This is a genomic window from uncultured Ellagibacter sp. (assembly GCF_934617235.1).
Classification (GTDB): Bacteria; Actinomycetota; Coriobacteriia; order Coriobacteriales; family Eggerthellaceae; genus Ellagibacter.
Window position 1 is genome coordinate 42,168 of sequence record NZ_CAKTTZ010000004.1, and the last position, 17,400, is coordinate 59,567.

General features: G+C 62.4%; 11 protein-coding genes. 3 read left to right on the forward strand and 8 right to left on the reverse strand.

Features of this window, described 5'->3' with window-relative positions:
* Positions 1-116: 116 nt before the first annotated feature.
* Positions 117-1,580: a GH25 family lysozyme gene (locus Q0G85_RS01530; RefSeq protein ID WP_297154086.1), complete on the reverse strand. Its 1,464-nt coding sequence runs from the start codon at positions 1,578-1,580 to the stop codon at positions 117-119.
* Between the two features lie 343 nt (positions 1,581-1,923).
* Here Q0G85_RS01530 and Q0G85_RS01535 point away from each other — a divergent pair, with 343 nt between their 5' ends.
* The 3 genes from Q0G85_RS01535 to Q0G85_RS01545 are packed head-to-tail and all read left to right on the forward strand — an operon-like array spanning position 1,924 to position 5,815.
* A complete protein-coding gene (locus Q0G85_RS01535) occupies positions 1,924-2,715 on the forward strand; it encodes an ABC transporter permease (RefSeq protein ID WP_158050069.1) in 792 nt (263 codons plus the stop codon).
* A 9-nt stretch (positions 2,716-2,724) separates the two neighbouring features.
* Complete coding sequence (locus tag Q0G85_RS01540) at positions 2,725-4,692, forward strand: ATP-binding cassette domain-containing protein (RefSeq protein WP_297154088.1); 1,968 nt, start codon at positions 2,725-2,727, stop codon at positions 4,690-4,692.
* A gap of 7 nt (positions 4,693-4,699) precedes the next feature.
* Complete coding sequence (locus tag Q0G85_RS01545) at positions 4,700-5,815, forward strand: glycosyltransferase (protein ID WP_297154090.1); 1,116 nt, start codon at positions 4,700-4,702, stop codon at positions 5,813-5,815.
* Between the two features lie 107 nt (positions 5,816-5,922).
* Here Q0G85_RS01545 and Q0G85_RS01550 read toward each other — a convergent pair whose 3' ends face one another.
* The 7 genes from Q0G85_RS01550 to Q0G85_RS01580 form a co-directional block, all read right to left on the reverse strand.
* Complete coding sequence (locus Q0G85_RS01550; RefSeq protein WP_297154092.1) at positions 5,923-7,707, reverse strand: nucleoside-diphosphate sugar epimerase/dehydratase; 1,785 nt, start codon at positions 7,705-7,707, stop codon at positions 5,923-5,925.
* A gap of 225 nt (positions 7,708-7,932) precedes the next feature.
* On the reverse strand, positions 7,933-8,289 hold the full coding sequence (locus Q0G85_RS01555) for a DUF1667 domain-containing protein (protein WP_297154094.1): 357 nt from the start codon (positions 8,287-8,289) through the stop codon (positions 7,933-7,935).
* The gene (locus Q0G85_RS01560) at positions 8,286-11,285 is read right to left on the reverse strand and encodes an FAD-dependent oxidoreductase (RefSeq protein ID WP_297154096.1); all 3,000 of its coding nucleotides are present in this window, start codon (positions 11,283-11,285) and stop codon (positions 8,286-8,288) included. Before Q0G85_RS01560 ends, Q0G85_RS01555 begins: the two co-directional genes overlap by 4 nt.
* An 8-nt stretch (positions 11,286-11,293) precedes the next feature.
* Positions 11,294-13,606, reverse strand: a complete 2,313-nt coding sequence (locus tag Q0G85_RS01565) for a YgiQ family radical SAM protein (RefSeq protein ID WP_297154098.1) — start codon at positions 13,604-13,606, stop codon at positions 11,294-11,296.
* Positions 13,603-14,547, reverse strand: coding sequence for a diacylglycerol kinase family protein (locus Q0G85_RS01570; RefSeq protein WP_297154100.1), 945 nt, complete (start codon positions 14,545-14,547; stop codon positions 13,603-13,605). Before Q0G85_RS01570 ends, Q0G85_RS01565 begins: the two co-directional genes overlap by 4 nt.
* Positions 14,548-14,591: 44 nt before the next feature.
* Complete coding sequence (locus tag Q0G85_RS01575; protein WP_297154102.1) at positions 14,592-15,830, reverse strand: S-layer homology domain-containing protein; 1,239 nt, start codon at positions 15,828-15,830, stop codon at positions 14,592-14,594.
* Positions 15,831-16,051: 221 nt separating this feature from the next.
* Positions 16,052-17,395: a trigger factor gene (locus Q0G85_RS01580; RefSeq protein WP_297154104.1), complete on the reverse strand. Its 1,344-nt coding sequence runs from the start codon at positions 17,393-17,395 to the stop codon at positions 16,052-16,054.
* Between the last annotated feature and the right edge of the window lie 5 nt (positions 17,396-17,400).

Consider the following 17,400-nt stretch of genomic DNA (forward strand, 5'->3'; position numbering starts at 1 on the left):
GCGACGCCTCCCATGCACAATCAACGTATCAAGACGAGCCCGACAACGCGGTACGCCGCGAGAGAGCGCGCTCCTCGGAGAAAACGCACGCCTGCAAAAAGATCGCGGCGGGCAAATTAGAGGCTCGAGTAGCGCTTCACCATCTCGGCCATCGAGGCGCGCCATGCGGTGCCGCCGGGCTCAAGGTCGGTGCCGTTCACGCCGGTGATGAGACCCGTGTCCACCGCCCATCCCATTGCTTCGCGCGCATAGTCGCTCACCTCGTCCGCGCCGTTCTTCGAGTTCATGGCCGTGCAATCGCTCGACGTATCGCGCCCGTCAACCACGCTCGCATAGCGGGCGAACAGCGTTGCCAGCTGCTCCCGCGTCACCGGGTCGTTCGGGCCGAAGAAATCGGTGCCGCTGTAGCCCGTCGAGACGCCGATCTCCTTCGCCCAGCAAAGCGCCTTATAGTAGTACTCGCTCGGGTCCGCATCGCTGAAAGGCTGCGAGATGCTCGAAGCGGGGCTTCCCGCCAGACGCCACAGAATGGTCGCCACCTGGGCTCGCGTGATCGTATCGTAGGGGCCAAAAAGGTTCGTGCCCGAATAATTCCCCATGATTTCGCGGATGACCACGTAGTCGAAGGCGCCGCTTTCGACAAACCAATCGTCGGCAGCCACGTCGCTGGAGTAGCCCACACGGTACATGAGGTTCACGTCGACGCGTCCGCCCTCGTCATCGGCGGGATAGTCGATGCCTTTCACGCGGCCACCGCTCGAAAGCTGCCACATGCCGTACTCGCCGCCGTACTGGCATTGCGAGACGCCGTATTCCGCAACCCAGCGAACCCAGTTGTCGAACACGGGATCGGTCAGATAGTTCGTGAACCAGTTCCGGTTCGCGTAGATTCCCACGTCGTAGCCTGCAGCCTCAATCTTCTCGCTGAACGCACTCGCGATCTTCGCCAGCTCGGTCGGGTCGCCGCCCGTGGCATTGAGCTGGGAGTTGTCTTCCATGTCGAAGTACACCGGATAGCTTAGGTCATGCCCCGCAATCAGGCGAAGGACGTGGTCGGCCTCGCTTCTTGCCATGTCGGCGTTCTTGGCGTAGGAGTAGATGTAGACGCCGTACGGAATGCCCAGCCGCTCGCACTCGGAGACGTTGCGCAGCCAGTACTTATCGTCCTGGTTGGTAAGGTCGTTGCCGTAGCCCACACGGATGATGGCGAATTTCACGCCGTCGTTTTTCGCAGCTTCCCAATCAATCGTGCGGTTCCACTCGCTCACGTCGATGCCCTTGGCGAGGGCGCCGGGGATGAGGCGCTGCGAGCCGGTCTGGCGGTTCACTGTGGCATAGCCGTTAGGGGTAAGCCTCGCGTCGAACTCGGCGTAGCTTTCGCTCGAGAGAAGCGAGATGTCGTCCAAGCCGGGCACCGTCAAAAGCTGCCCGTCCGTGAAACGCCAGCTGTTGGCGTCGTCTGTCTGTGCGTCAACCTCAGCCGCAAGCGCGCAACCAGGCGAAACAACGCATAGCGCGCAAACTGCCGCGAGGATAAGGGCGCTCAAGGCGCAGATACTCCGATGTCGCAAGATAGCCATGTTTATACTCCGAATCTTGTGCGTATCGTAAGGGAAGGCGGCATTTCGCTCACCTTCTCCTTGAGTATACGCGAGCACGCGCGCTGCGGACACATCGCACACGGCATCGGCACAACGGAGGGCCCGCGACCGCTCGCACGCCCCTGCGCCCGCACGGCCCCGCGCGCGGCATCTCGCCTGCAGCCCCGCCCCGCCGCCGCAAGCTTTCGCGCGACCGCTCGCGCGGGCAATCTGGGCTTTTCATGCGCATGCGGAAGACCCCGTCCAAAGCGCTATAAAATGATGAGTTGCGCCAAGGGCCCGACCCTCGGCGCGCGCAATGCACCCGACCGTTGAGGACCCTATGGCTCAAACCGCATCGACCAAGGCCACGCTCAAGCGGAATTGGTTCACCATCACATCGCTTGTGTCGAAGGACTTCAAGCTCAAATACCGCCGAAGCGTCCTGGGCGTTCTCTGGTCGGTCCTAAACCCCCTGCTCATGATGTGCGTGCTCGCCGCCGTGTTCACGAACGTGCTCAAGTTCGGCGACGACGTGCAGAACTTCCCCATGTACCTCATCCTGGGCAACGTGCTCTTCTCGCTCATGGCCGACTCGACGTCGTCCGCCATGGGCTCCATCCTCGAATCGGCGCCGCTCATCAAGAAGGTACGCGTGTCGAAGATGATCTTCCCACTGGAGAAGGTGCTCTTCACGCTCGTGAACTTCGCCATCTCGCTCATCGCGGTCGTCATCGTCATGCTCTTCTTCCGCATCCCGCCGACGGTGAACCTGCTCGCGATGCCCATCCTGCTCGTGTTCATGCTGCTCTTCTGCGCGGGGCTCGGCATGCTGCTCTCCTCGCTCGCCGTGTTCTTCCGCGACGTGTGCCACCTGTGGGGCGTCGTCATCACCGCATGGACCTACGCCACGCCGTTGTTCTACCCGGTAGGCCTTCTGCCCGACTGGATGCAGGCTGCCGAGGCGTTCAACCCGATGTACCACTACGTGTGCTATTTCCGCGACATCGCGATGTACAACACGGTGCCCGGCCTCACCGAGAACCTCATCTGCCTCGGCATGGCCGCGATCACCTTCGCCATCGGCTTCGCCGTGTTCAAGGCGACCGAGAAGAAGTTCATCCTCTACGTTTAGGCGGAACCTATGCCCGAGAACATCAACACAACCCCGCTCGGCGACATCGAGCGCGAGCTTGCCGCCGCAGTCGACGACCGGCCCGCCATGGTCGACGTGGACCGCGTGTCCATGGTCTTCAACATGGCATCCCAGCAGCTCAACAGCTTGAAGGAATACGCCATCGCCCTTGCAAAGCGCGAGCTTATGTTCAAGGAGTTCCGAGCGCTCGACGGCGTGTCGTTCACCGTTCGCAAGGGCGACGTGTTCGGCATCCTGGGCACGAACGGCTCGGGCAAGTCCACCATGCTCAAGATCATCGCCGGCGTGCTCGAGCCCACCGAGGGCACCTGCACCATCAACGGCAGCATCGCGCCTTTGATCGAGCTCGGCGCCGGCTTCGACATGGAGCTCACCGCGCGAGAGAACATCTTCTTGAACGGCGCGCTTCTGGGCTATTCGAAGAAGTTCATCCAGCAGCATTTCGACGAGATCGTCGACTTCGCGGAGGTCGAGAAGTTCCTCGACATGCCGATGAAGAACTACTCGTCGGGCATGGTCGCGCGCATCGCGTTCGCCATCGCCACGGTCATCGTGCCCGAAATCCTCATCGTCGACGAGGTGCTCTCGGTCGGCGACTTCATGTTCCAGCAGAAATGCGAGCGCCGTATCACGCAGCTCATCAAGGAGCACGACGTCACCGTGCTCATCGTGTCGCACAACAACGACCAGATCGAGCGTTTGTGCAACAAGGCCATCTGGATCGAGAAGGGCCACACCCGCATGATGGGCTCGGCCGCCGACGTGTGCCGCACCTACCGCGTGCTCGGCGGACATGTGGGCTCGGCCGAATCGGAGGCCGCCGTGTTCAGCATGCTGAACTCCCCCACCCGCGTGCCCGAGGAGCTCGTGAGCTCCGTCGCCGGCGAGAACCGCTACGGCACCGCCGTGAAAATCGCGGAGAAGTGCAAGTTCGCGCAGGGTGGCAGCATCATCCTGGCCTCGGGAGACTTCAGCCTGCCGTGCATGTCCGCGCAAGGGCTCTCCGGCATGCTCGATGCGCCGGTGCTGCTCTCGAAGAACGAGTCGCTGCCCGACGTGGTCGCGCAGGAAATCGCGAGCCTCGCGCCGCGCCGCATCGTCGTCTTGGGCGGCGAGGACGTGCTCTCTTCCGAAGTGGCCGAGCAGGCGGCCGACGCTGCGGGCGACGGGTGTGCAATCTGCCGAATCGACTGCAACGAGTCGGTCGAGCTTGCGCGCCTCATCTTCGACTTCGGGAAGCGCGTGGCGGAGGAAGACGGCGTGCCCGGCTGGAGCAAGCTCACAATCATCGCGCACCACGACTGCTTGGGTGACCTGATCACGCTTTCGCCGCTGCTGTTCAACCAGCATATCCCCGTATTCTACATTCGCGAGCTCGGCGTGATCGACGACGCCACGGCAGCGTCGATCCAGGGCGGCGACTTCACCGACCTGATTGTGCTGGGCGTCGACAAGCATATCCCCGACACGTTCCTCGCCACCTGCGCCGAGCACGGCGTGAAAAGCGAGCGCCTCATCGGCAAGAACCCCTACGACGCCAACGAGAAGATCAACGACCTCATCACTTCGGGCCAGGTCGAAGGCGCGCGGCTTACGATCGGCAACCTTATCGTGAGCTCGGTGTGGAACCCTGCCGACGCGTTCGCCGCCGGCGCCTGGGCCGCCAAGACCGATTCCGCCTTCCTTCTGGAAGACCCGCAAAACCTCGACAGCGTCGCGCACGCCATAAGCTACATCAAGAAGAAGGGCGGCAGCGTGAAGCACCTCACCTTCTTGGGCGATTCCTCGCAGTTTGGGCGCCTCGACAAGGAGATGCTTGGGAAGGCTGTGCAGGAAGCGCTCGTGGACGCAGGGCTTGCGAATACGAGTGCCGAGGACGCGCAGCCAACCAAGACTGAGCGCGCGGACGCCACATCCGCCGACGCTGCGTCCGCGGATACGCAGGAAAACGAATAGGAGCATCATGTCATCTTCGCAGTTCGCACCGCTGGTTTCCGTCATCATCCCCATCTACAACGCAGGACCCTACCTCGATCAGGCGCTCGAGAGCGTCGAGGGGCAAACGTACAAGAACCTGGAAATTATCTGTCTGAATGACGGCTCCACCGACAACTCGCTTGACATCATGCGCGCCCATGCCGCGCGCGACGAACGCATCGTGGTGATCGACAAGCACAACCAAGGCTACGGCGCCACCTGCAACCGCGGGCTCGACGAGTCGCACGGTGAGTGGATTTCCATCCTCGAACCCGACGACTGGATCGAGAGCGGCATGTATTCCGACCTGCTCGCGCTCGCGCGCATGTACCCCGAGCCGATCGACATCGTGAAGTCGGGCTACTGGCGCATCTGGATGCCCGACACGCCCAAGCAGCGCAAGATGAACTGCAGCTACCACGGGCGCATCAACCCGCCCGCCCAGCCGTTCGCCATCAAGGACGCGGCGCATCTGCTGTGCCACCACCCATCCATCTGGTCGGCGATCTATCGCAAGCAATACCTGGTTGACAAGGGCATTCGCTTCCGCGAGATTCCCGGCGCGGGCTGGGCAGACAACCCGTTCCTCATCGAGACGCTTTGCCAGACCGACCGCATCCTCTACACCGATAAGGAATACTACTGTTATCGCGAGGAGACGCCGGAGAAGTCCGAAGCGTTCGCAAAGCGCAGCACGCTTCTGCCGCTCGAGCGCTGGAATGACATGATGGACATCCTCGAGAAGCTCGGCGTGACCGACGAGCGCATCCTGCGCGCGCACAACAGCCGCGGCTTCACGTACCTCTCGGGCATCCTGGAAGTCGTCGGGCTCGACGGCGAGGGCGTGCGCGAGGCGGCGACCCACATGTTCGAGCGCATGGATGCTGAACTGGTGTTTTCCGACCCCGAGATATCCCCTGGCTGCAAGCGCCTGTTCGCCGACCTCCGCGGCCTGGAATGCCCGCACATCGACAAGCTCGCCTATGTGCGCGGGCTTATGGGGCAGGGATTCTACAACCTAAAGAACACGGGCGTCGCGAACACGTTCTTCGCAACCACCAACTACTTCAAGAAGCACCGCGCCCGCGAAGCAAACGAGTAGGCGGCAAGCCCACATTCGTCATATCGGCATCACGATGCGAAGCCCCTGGGTATCAACCAGGGGTTAAGGTGCCAAAATCGGCGGCCCGACATAACCGAAGTCGTGCGCTAGCGATTCTTCGTGAAATGATAGGTCGGCACAGCCTCTTCGAGAATCTTGATCGCGTGCTCGTCGGTGTCGCGAATCGCCTCGCGAAGTTCCCCAAGCTTCTGGGCCACTTGCTCGTGGCTGATTTCCTGGCCCTGCGAGATCATAATCGAATGGTTGGACGTGGGAAGCGTGTTCTCCTCGTCCATCAGCAGCTCTTCGTACATCTTCTCGCCGTCGCGCAGACCGGTGTAGACGATGCCGACGTGCGCGCCCGAAAGGCGGATGAGATTCTTCGCCAAGTCCGCAATCTTCACTGGCTCGCCCATGTCGAGCACGAAGATTTCGCCGCCCTTCGCCATGCCGCCCGCCTGGATGACAAGCTGCACCGCCTCGGGAATGGTCATGAAGAAGCGCTCGATATCAGGATGCGTCACCGTCACGGGGCCGCCTTCCGCAATCTGCTTCTTGAACAGGGGAATCACGCTACCGTTGCTCCCGAGCACGTTGCCAAAGCGCACCGCCGCGAACACGGTCTTCGACGTGCGGGCGTAGTACTGCATGATCATCTCACCCATGCGCTTGGTGGCACCCATGACCGAAGTGGGGTTCACGGCCTTATCGGTCGAGATGAACGTGAAATGCTCCACGCCGAAGGCGTCTGCCGCGCGCACCACGTTCAAGGTGCCGAAGACGTTGTTCTCGATAGCCTCGCGCGGGCACACCTCCATGAGCGGCACGTGCTTGTGGGCAGCCGCATGGAACACCACGGCCGGATGGTACTTCTCGAACACCTCGTTCACGCGCGCGTCGTTGCAGATGCTGCCGATCTCGATGTCGACGTCGATGTCGTCGTAAGAACGCAGCAGCTCCTGGCGAAGCATGTAGGCGTCGTTCTCGCAAATGTCGAAGATGACAATGCGGTGCGGAGCGACTTTCGCCAGCTGACGGCAGAGCTCGCTGCCAATCGATCCGCCGCCACCCGTGACGAGCACCGTCTCGCCCGCCACATACGCGTACGCGATGCGCATATCGAGCTGGATTTCCTCGCGGCCCAACAGGTCGGTCACGTCGACGTCGCGCAGGGCCACATCGCCCAGCTCGTCGATGCGCAAATCGCGGATGTTGGGCAGCGTCTTGAGCACGCATTCGGTCTTCGTGCACACCTTATAGATGCGCTTGCGCTCGGCAGGGGTCGACGAGGGGATGGCAACGACGATCTGCTGGATGTCGTATTTCCTCACGAGCTCCTCGATGTCGTCGGTCGAACCCTCCACTTTCACGCCGTGGATGCGCATGCCCCGCTTGGCCGGGTCGTCGTCGGTCGCGACGATAGGAATGCCCGGCATGTTCGGGTCCTTCGTAGACATGCGGTTGATAGTGAGCGAACCAGTTTCCCCCGCGCCGACGACGAGCGTCCGCGGACGATCGACGTTATCGCCGGAAAACGCACGCTTCTTGCGCCTTTTGATGCGCCACAGCAGACGGTAACCGCCCATAAGGAACACGAGCAGAATCGACGCACCGATGAACACGCGAATGGGAAGCCGAACGTTGATGACCCACAAAAACACAGCGCCCACCAGGGTCGATATCACTACGGAAAGCACAATCTGCAGCGCCTCGTCGACGCTTGCATACTCCCATAAGTTGTTGTACAGGCGAAACGCGCCCATGATCGCGATGTTCACCACGGCGAGGATTCCCAAGATGAAGAAAATCTCGTTGCTGGTGAACACTTCGTCGTACACGTTGGTCAGAAGCGATGCCAGCCAATAGGCCACGTACGTGGCAATGATATCCATAATCAACAGAGGCGCAGTGCGCTTCGCTATGTGCAAATCCATGCGTGCCCTCGCTCGGGTTTAACGGCGCCGCGGCCGCTGATATACAACCTACTGATTGTATACGATTGAGCCGAAGGCCCGCCCGTTTTGCAGAAACACTGCACGGATGGGAAATGCCCACAACGCGTCGCTCATGTCGGAACGGTGGTGGAACGGTGGTGGAACGAGGACGGCACGACAGCCCTACCCCACCGTTTTCGTCGCGACGAGAGAAATCCCCGTGCCGCAGACGTTCTCGCAGATGACATCCCCCATAGCGATAGGGGCTCGAAGGGAAAGCCCCGCCGCCTCGCGGGCAACATCGCACACGAGCGCCTTGGGCACCGGCGCACTCGTCCGATAACTCACCGGTTCCAGGCATCCCGCAGCGCATACGGTGCCGCACACCGTTCGGACCGGGTTGTTCGCCTCGGCCTGGGCATACTTCTTCCCGCGGCCGCACGAGTTGCCCTCGACACTTGTGACCTCGCCGTTCTCGGCGAACCCGACGTTCATGACGCACCCCATCGGGCACTGGATGCAGACAATCCTCCTGCTCATCGCGCGCCCCCTTCCGCAACGAGAGCCTGGCGTGCGGCAAGTCCGCTTACTGCCGTAACCTCGATGCGCGAGCACCCGACAAGACTCTCGGCATCGACCTTCATGCGCCGCATCTCGGCAGGAACTGCCACCATATCACGCGCTCGCGCAATCACCTCGCACGCACCCGCGTCATCGCGCGAGCGGACCTCGAACCGCACGCCCTCGATGACCTCGGACACACGAAAGGAGAGCGTCACGAGCCCTTGCGCATCGCGGGAAATCACCTGCGGCACGACATAGCGCACGCCTTCCCCGGCAACCACTTCGATGGGCGGCTCGCTCTCGCCCGCCGCAGCGTCCGCCGCGCACACCGCTCTCGCAGCAGCCATCGCGAAGGCGGCCGCAGAGGCTCCTGCCCGCTCGCCTTCTTCGGATGCGAAGTCCGCCAAATCGTGCACGTGGAGGGCATTTCCGCAGGCGAAGATGCCGGGCACGCTCGTCGCCAAGCGCTCGTCGACAACAGCGCCTCCCGTCATCGGGGAAAGTACCACCCCCGCCGTTTTCGCAACCTCGTTTTCGGGGATGAGTCCGCACGAAAGCACCAGCGTGTCGCAGGGAATGCGCTCCTCGGTCCCCTCGATGGGACGACGCGTCGCAGGATCGACGTCCGCCACAACAACAGCATTCAGGCGCGTCTCGCCTTCAAGCCGAACCACCGTGCGCGACAGGTGCAGCGGAATGCCGAAATCGTCGAGACATTGCACGATGTTGCGGCGCAGCCCCGAGGAGAACGGCATGATCTCGTACACGCCGAGCACGTTGATGCCCGACAGGGTCATGCGGCGCGCCATGATGAGCCCGATGTCGCCCGAGCCAAGCACCACCGCAGTCGACCCAGGGACAAGCCCCTGCAGATTCATGAAATTCTGCGCGCAGCCTGCCGTATAGACCCCCGAAGGACGCGCGCCCGCAATACCGAGTGCGCCCAGCCCCCGCTCACGGCTTCCCGTCGCCAAGATCACAGCCTTCGCATGGAAAAATAGTTCGGCACCAAAGCGTGTGCCAACGACGAGTTTTCCTGCGCCATCGTCGTCAATACGCAGCACCGACACACCGTATTCGCAGGTCACACCTGCATCTGTGACAGATTGCTCCTCCATTGCGGCATATTCAGGGCCGGTGAGCTCGGCCTTCATGCGATGCAAGCCGAACCCGTTGTGCACGCACTGCTTGAGCACGCCGCCCGGGCGCTCCTCGCGATCGACCATGGCCACGCGAGCCGCACCCGCACGCCGCGCGCTCACGGCAGCCGCCATACCCGCAGCACCACCACCGATGACGACCACGTCGAAGCTGCCTTCGATACGGGTGGGTGCGCCCGGCTCGCTCCGCCGCGCGCCCGACGCCGCATGCCAGGCGCCCGCTTCCCCATGAAGCGCGTTCGTCTCCTCTCGCTTCACGCCTGTTGCCGCCGAGGAGCCGCTCGATATCGCATGCCGCGCACAAGCTTCCTCAGGAGCCTCACCTTTGGCGGGGCTCTCGCCCTCACGCGCAAGCTCGACGTAATCGGCACGTGCGGACGCTATCATCTTCGACCCCGCAAGCCGCTTGTCGATCTTCTCGGGCGGACAGCCCAGCTCACGCGACATGATGCGCACAAGCTCCGGCGAGCAAAAGCCACCGTGGCAGCGCCCCATCGTAGCCCCCGTGCGCCACTTGATCGCATCGAGCGAGAGCGCGGGAAGGGGACCGTGCAGCGCGCGAACTACTTCCGCCTCGGTCACCTCGCAGCAACGGCAGACCACATGCCCGAACGCTGGATCGCTCGCGATGGCACATTCGCGCTGCTCATCGGTCATCGCCGTGAAGGGAAGCTGCGGCGCACGACGCGGATTGAACGACGGATTGCCACCCGCACCCAGGCGAGCCGCGACCTCTGAAGCGACATAAGATGCCACCGCAGGAGCCGAGGTCAAACCAGGCGACTCAAAGCAAGCGATGTTGAAGAAGCCGAGGGCATCCACTACCTCGCCGATGACGAAATCGCCCGACTCGCCCGCTGCGCGCAAACCCGCAAAGTTCGTGATGGCGCCACGCGGAGAAGCCGCAGGCCAAGTGCGGCGGGCACGCTCGACGATATCGGCAAGCCCTGCCTGCGTCGTCGAGAGGTCGGTCTTGGAGTCCTGGGAAACCGAGTTCGGGCCGATAAGCATGTTGCCGTGGATTGTCGGCGTGACGAGCACCCCTTTGCCGAGCGGCCCCGGCACCTGGAACATCGTGTGCTCGAACGTGCCAGCGTATTCCGTGTCGTAGAGATAGTACTCGCCCCGACGCGGCGTGATGGAAAAGCGATTCCCCGAAATCATGTTGTTCAGCTCGTCGGCGAAAAGCCCCGCCGCGTTCACGACTGCGCGCGCGAAGAAACGCTCCCCCGCGGCCTCGAGGCTGAAGCCGCCGTCCACGCGTGCGATGCGCTCCACGCGATGATTGAAAAGGAAGGCGACGCCGTTGTCGCACGCGTTCTCAGCCGCCGCAAAGGCGAAGCCGTACGGATCGACGATGCCGCCCGTCGGCGCCACAAGCGCGCAAGTGACCTCGGGCGACACGTTCGGCTCCATCTCGCGCGCCTGATTCCCCGACACGATATGCACGCCCTCGATGCCATTCGCATCGGCACGACGGACAAGCTCCTCGAGCTTTAATCGACCCTCGTCATCAAAAGCGAGCACCATCGAGCCGTTGCGGCGGAATTGCACGCCGAGCTCGTCGCACCACTGCGGGTATGCCTTCGAACCCGAAGCGTTGAAGTGCGCCTTGAGCGTACCGGGCACGGGATCGAAGCCCGCATGCACGATAGCGGAATTCGCGCGGGTCGCACCGCAGGCGACGTCGTTTCCTGCCTCCAACACGCAGACGGACAGGTCATAGCGCGCGAGCTCGCGAGCCGCCGTGCAGCCCGCCACACCGGCGCCGACGACCACGACGTCAAAGGAGCGCGCCTTCTCTTCCTGCATATGCGAACCTACTCTTTCCTCTTCGACCCTCTGCCACGTTGCCTCCTACCAGGGGATTCCTTCCGATTACCCCTGTCGGTGGGCGAATGGGGAACCTCGCTCTTGCCACCGCCTGGATGGGAATTCCCGCTCGTGCCACGAGGCGAGCGGCGGGCCTCATCCTTACCGCCAGTCGGGCGGGCTGGCCTGTCCTTCCCGCTGTTCGAGCGAGACGACTTCCCCTTGCGACCAAACACGTTGCCCGAAGTGCCCTCTGCGTGGGGGTTCCCCTTCGGCGTGCCTTTCCCCATTGACGCACTCTTCCCCTTCGATGGCACACCGCGGGATCCCTCCGGACGCACGAGGCATTTCGCGTCGAAGCCGATGAGGTCCTCCCGGCCAGCGCGGCGCAAGGCCTCGCGCACCAGGTCGCGATTCTTCGGGTCGCGGTATTGGATGAGCGCGCGCTGCAATGCCTTCTCGTGCGGATTCTTCGGTACGTAGACCGGTTCCATCGTGCGCGGGTCGAGCCCCGTGAAGTACATCACCGTGGCAAGGCTTCCGGGCGTCGGGTAGAAATCCGACACCTGCTCGGGGTTAAAGCCCATGTCCCGCACGAATTCGGCCAGTTCAACGGCCTCTTTCATGGTCGATCCCGGATGCGAGGACATAAGGTAGGGAACGATGAACTGTTTCTTGCCCGCGCGGGCGTTCTCCTCTTCGAACAGCGAAACGAAGCGCTCGTATATCTCGTGGGAGGGCTTGCCCATGCACGACAGGACGCCGCGAGAGACATGCTCGGGCGCAACGCGAAGCTGTCCGCTCACGTGATGTTCGGCCAGCTCGCGCACGAATTCCCGCCCATGCTTCTCGTCGAGCATCACGTAGTCGAAGCGGATGCCCGAGCGAACGAACACCTTCTTTACGCCGGGAACCTCGCGCAGCTCGCGCAAGAGGCGAATGTAGTCGGAATGGTCGGCAATGAGCTTCCGACATGGTTCGGGAGCTAAGCAGCGCCTCCCCTGGCAAGCGCCATGGTCCATCTGCTTGCGGCAAGCGGGCGCGCGAAAGTTCGCCGTCGGACCGCCAACATCGTGGATATAGCCTTTGAAGTCGGCGTCGCGCGTCATCTCCTCGGCCTCCGCGACAAGCGAGGCACGGCTGCGCACCTGCACGACGCGCCCCTGATGGAACGTGAGCGCGCAGAAGGCGCATTCGCCGAAGCACCCGCGGTTGCTCGCAAGCGAGAACTTCACTTCCTTGATAGCGGGAACCCCGCCCGCGGCATCGTAGTCGGGATGCGCGGCGCGGACGAACGGCAGGCGGTAGACCGCATCGAGCTCGGCGGTCGAAAGCGGGGCGGCTGGCGGGTTCTGTACGACGAACTCATGCTCGCCATAAGGTTCGACCAGGCGTTTTCCCGTCACGTGGTCGCTGTTGGCATACTGCACGGCGAAGCTTTCCGCATAGGCGCGCGGGTTGGCGCGCATCGCGCTGTAAGCGGGAAGCAGCTCGTAGTCGTAGACATGCTCAAGCGAGCGCGTGCGAAACACCGTGCCGTCGATAAAGGTTAGGTCGCTTACCGAAAGCCCCGAATTCAACGCGTCGGCAATCTCCACGATGGAGTGCTCCCCCATCCCATACGACACGAGATCGGCGTTCGAATCGAGCAGAATCGACCGCTTCAGGGAATCGGACCAGTAATCGTAGTGGGCAAAGCGGCGCAGGCTCGCCTCGATGCCTCCGATGATGATGGGAACGTCCTTGAACACGCGTCTGATCAGGTTCGAGTACACCACAACCGCGTGGTCGGGACGCAGCCCGCCCTCACCCCCTGGGGAAAAGGCATCCGAATGGCGGCGCTTTTTGGCGACCGTATAGTGATTCACCATGGAGTCCATGTTCCCCGAGCTCACGAGGAACCCCAGTCGCGGGCGCCCGAGCGCAGCGATGCTTTCCGGATCGCGCCAATCGGGCTGGGCGATGATGCCGACTTTGTAGTGGTTCGCCTCGAGAAGGCGGCAGATGATAGCCGCGCCGAACGACGAGTGGTCAACGTACGCATCGCCCGACACGTACACGAAGTCGCACTCGTCCCAACCGCGCTCGCGCATGTCATCGCGACTTACGGGAAGAAACCGTGCACGATAGGCGTGCGCCTGCTCCTTCGCCTGCTCCTTCGCATCTTCAGCCGCACGCGCACGACCCTCCGCACGCTTCTTCGCATCCTCGTTCGCACGCTCCCGCCCCTTCGGACGCGGCTGCGCTTGCCCCTTCGCGCGCGGCGACCCATGACCCTTCGCCCGCGCAGCGTTCCCGCGGTTCGCCGAGCGATTCGTCATGAGCGCACGTTCCTAGCCTGAGCAGGGACGACAACGCGCAGAGCGCGAGGGACAATCGAGATATGGTACGAATCGGCCACAAGCGCCTCCCCATCGATCTGCACGGGAAGCGGCGCGTCGAAGCGAAGGTCGATCGAGGATGCGCGCTGGAACTCGATCTGCTTGAAGCGCGTATGATGGGCATCTTTCGCCATAAGGAAGATGAAGGTGCCGGAAAGCCTCGTCAGCGGCGGGTGTGCGATGCAGATGTCGAACAGACCGTCGTCGGGGGCGGCGTCGGGGCAGATGCGGAATCCGCCGCCGTAAGTCGGCCCGATTTGGACCGCGAAAAGATACGACTCGCCGCAGACAGGTTCGCCACCGTCGAACGAAGCGGTATAACGACGCAGATCCATATGATGGAGCAGCTGATCGATGCCCGATTGCAGATAAAGCATCGTGCCGGTCTTGCCCGTTCGTGCACGACGCTCGACGGTATCGAGCGCAATCGCCGCATCCAAGCCGAACGATAGCGTCTCCAGGAACCACCGATCGTTGCATTTCCCCACGTCATGCGCGCGCAGTTCGCCGTCGCACAACTGCAGGACCGCCATGGAAAGATCGGTGGACATACCGAGCGTGCGCGCATAGTCGTTGCCCGAGCCGACGGGCAGAAGCGCGAATGCGGGCCGCTCGCTTGCCGGAATCTCCATGAGCCCGCAGGCGACCTCGTTCGCGATACCGTCACCGCCGAGCGCGCAAACGCAGTCGAACCCGCGCAACGCGGCACGGGCGGCGATATCGCTCGCCTGACCAGGACGCTCGGTGAACTCAAGCGCGAAGGCGTCTTCCCCTAACGCTGACGCAAACAAGGCGCGCGCCCGATAAGCGCACGCCTTGCCTTCACCGTTTTGGGCAACGGGGTTCGCGATGATAAGCAGTTTTCGAAAGCAATGTGACATGCCCCGTATTATACGACATGCCCCGCCCTCATTCGCCACATCGCCTAAGGTTTGGCGACCAGCAGAGCGTTCTCCAGATAAATCAACTGCCCGTAATTCAGGGTAACCGTTACCTTCTGAGTGAACGTTTTCACGGCCGTGCTCTCGGGCGCGAGAAGCTCGCTCGGAAGGGTCGCCACTCCGTATTTCGCCGGACCCGAGGTCGCATCGGCCATCGGGATGATGTCATACGTTCCTGAGGCAAGATCGTAGCCGACATCGTACATGCCCCAACCACTGATCTCACTCGCCGGCGAGCTGCGGTGATAAGGCACGGCAACGGCACCAGTGATACCAACCTTCATACCCGGCTCAAGCTTCATATACCCGCGATAGCCGAAATACGCGGCGTAAAGCGGTGCGTCGTCCACGTCCGCGCCCGCGTGGTACACCTCGATGTAGCCGGGATAGTAACCGTCAGCGCTATCAAGGGCAAACCAGCCGGTGGGAATATTCACGCCAGCGATATAGGCACCCTGCCCGAAGCGCGGAACCGCCATCTCGTTGAGCACGTCGCGATCAAGCACGGAGACCATCTTCGCGAACATCGAGCGATCGGCAGTGTCCTGCGGCTTGATGAGACGCACAACCGAACCGCCCCAATACATCTCCACACCGGTGATGATCTGGTTGTTCAGGCACCATGCGACCTCGTTTCGCGCCCATTCGCTCACTTCGTAATTGTCGGGCATCTGCGCAAACAGGTAGCCGTGAGTCGTCGTGGAAATGCCCGCATGGATCCTGGCGAAATTCGCGAGCATCTTGCAGAGCTCTTCGCGCGTGACGCTTTGGTACGGGCGGAACGTGCCGTCACCGTAGCCCTGAACGATTCCCGTCTTGCTCGCCCAGCTCAGCGGCACCGTGAAGAACTCATCGGGCGGAACGTCGGTGAAGCTGTAGCCGTACTCCTCGGGCGAGCCCGCGATGCGCCACAGCACCGTGACCACCTGCCCGCGCGTCACCGGATCGTAGGGCCCGAACATGCCGGATTCATCGTAGCCGCGCATAAGCCCATGTTGAAGCGCGTATCCCAAGATATTGTCGGTCGCAAACCATTCGCCTGGATCAACGTCGCTGAAACCGTAGTTGGGATAATGTTCGGTTGCAAACGATTGCGTCTCGATAGCGCCCGCCGAATCGCTCGGCGCAGACTCGCCTCCCTGCCCCAGCGCGAATGCGGCAGCAGGAACAAGCCCAATCGCGAGCAAGCAGGCAAGCATGATTCCAAATAGACGTCGTCTCATGGCTCCTCCTCAAGGTCGGAAAATCCACGCGGCGTTCACCGCATCACATCAAGTATACGGGGCGCGCGAAGTCGACCCAAGGTACGCCCGCACGATTGGGACAACGGAGCCAAAGAAAAGCGCTCCGCTGAACCTTACGTCCAACGGAGCGCTTGCTGTGTGCGGGAAATGGCCCTTCAAGCTTCAAGCAAGGCCTTGACCCATCATGTTCGGAGAGGCAGCTATTCCGCGGCGTCTGCCTCGGCGGCGTCGTCGGCTTCTGCCCCGGCGTCTTCCCCTGCGATTCTGATGTTCGCATGCTCGAGCAGCCAGTTGTTCGCCTTCAGGCGCTCGGCAGCCTCGCGCAGCATGAAGCTGCGGCCGGTCTGCTCGAGGCGCTGACGCAGCATCTTGGGGTTCACCTGCGGGTTCATAGCACGGCAGGCAGCGTTGATGTCGTCATCGTTCAGCACGAGGTGCTCGTGGCGGAACAGCGCGTCGAGAGCGAAGCCCTGCACGAGCAGCTCGCGGATCTGCATCATCATCATCATGCCGAACTGCTGCTGGCCACCCTGCTCCTCGATGAAGGCTTCGAGGGTCTTGCCCTGCTGCTGGGCGGTCTGGCGCACGTTGTTCATCAACTGCTCGCGCATGGCCTCGTAGACCTCGTCGGCGATGCTGCCCTGGAAGCGGCGGGCGAGCTCGCTCGCGGCGAGCTGGCGGTTGTAGTCGTCGTACTGCTCGCGGCCCTGCTTCTCAAGGCTCTCGCGAATGCTGTTGCGGAAATCGTCGGCCGACTTGTACATCGGCATGTACTTCGTCACCCACTCGTCGGTGATCGCGGGGATGACCTTCTTCTGGATCTCGAGCACGGTGGCACGGCAATCGACCTTCTGGGTGCACTCGTTGCCGCTGTCGTCAAGGCTCGGGCCTTCGAAGGTGAATTCCTTCGTCTCGCCGACGTTCATGCCGATGATGTTCTCATCGAAGCCGTCGGGCATGTAGCCGGCGCCCGTGGTGTAGGTGCGGCCCTCAGTGGTCAGGCCCGGCATGGGCTTGCCGTCCTCGGAGCACTCGAGCTTCACCTTCACGCTGTCGCCCTTCGCAACCGGATGCGGGTCGTCGGCAACGTATTCGGCGTAATGTTCAGCCGTCTCGTCCATATGGCGCTGAACCTCTTCCTCACTCACCGCGAAAGGCTGCACCGTGATGGAAACGGGCTCGTAGGACGAGAGCTCGTAGTTGGGCTTCGGAAGCACGACAACGGTGAAGGCGAACTCGCGATCGCGGGCAATCGAGCGGTCGTGCTCGGCCTTCGGCGGATAGGCGGGCGTGAGATTCTTCTTGTCGATCGCGTAGGGAACAAGGGCCTCAACCGCTTGATCCTGCACGATGGCATCGAGGTTCTTGATGCCCATCTGCTCTTCGGCAACCTGTGCAACCGTCTTGTCCTTTTCCGGGCGCAGACCCATCTGCTGGGCAAACTGGATATAGGCGCTCTGAAGCGCATCGTTCACTTCGACAGATGTGGCGACGCACTCGAGGCGCAGCTTTCCGTCATCGAGCTTTCGCTGAGTAACCTTCATTGAAT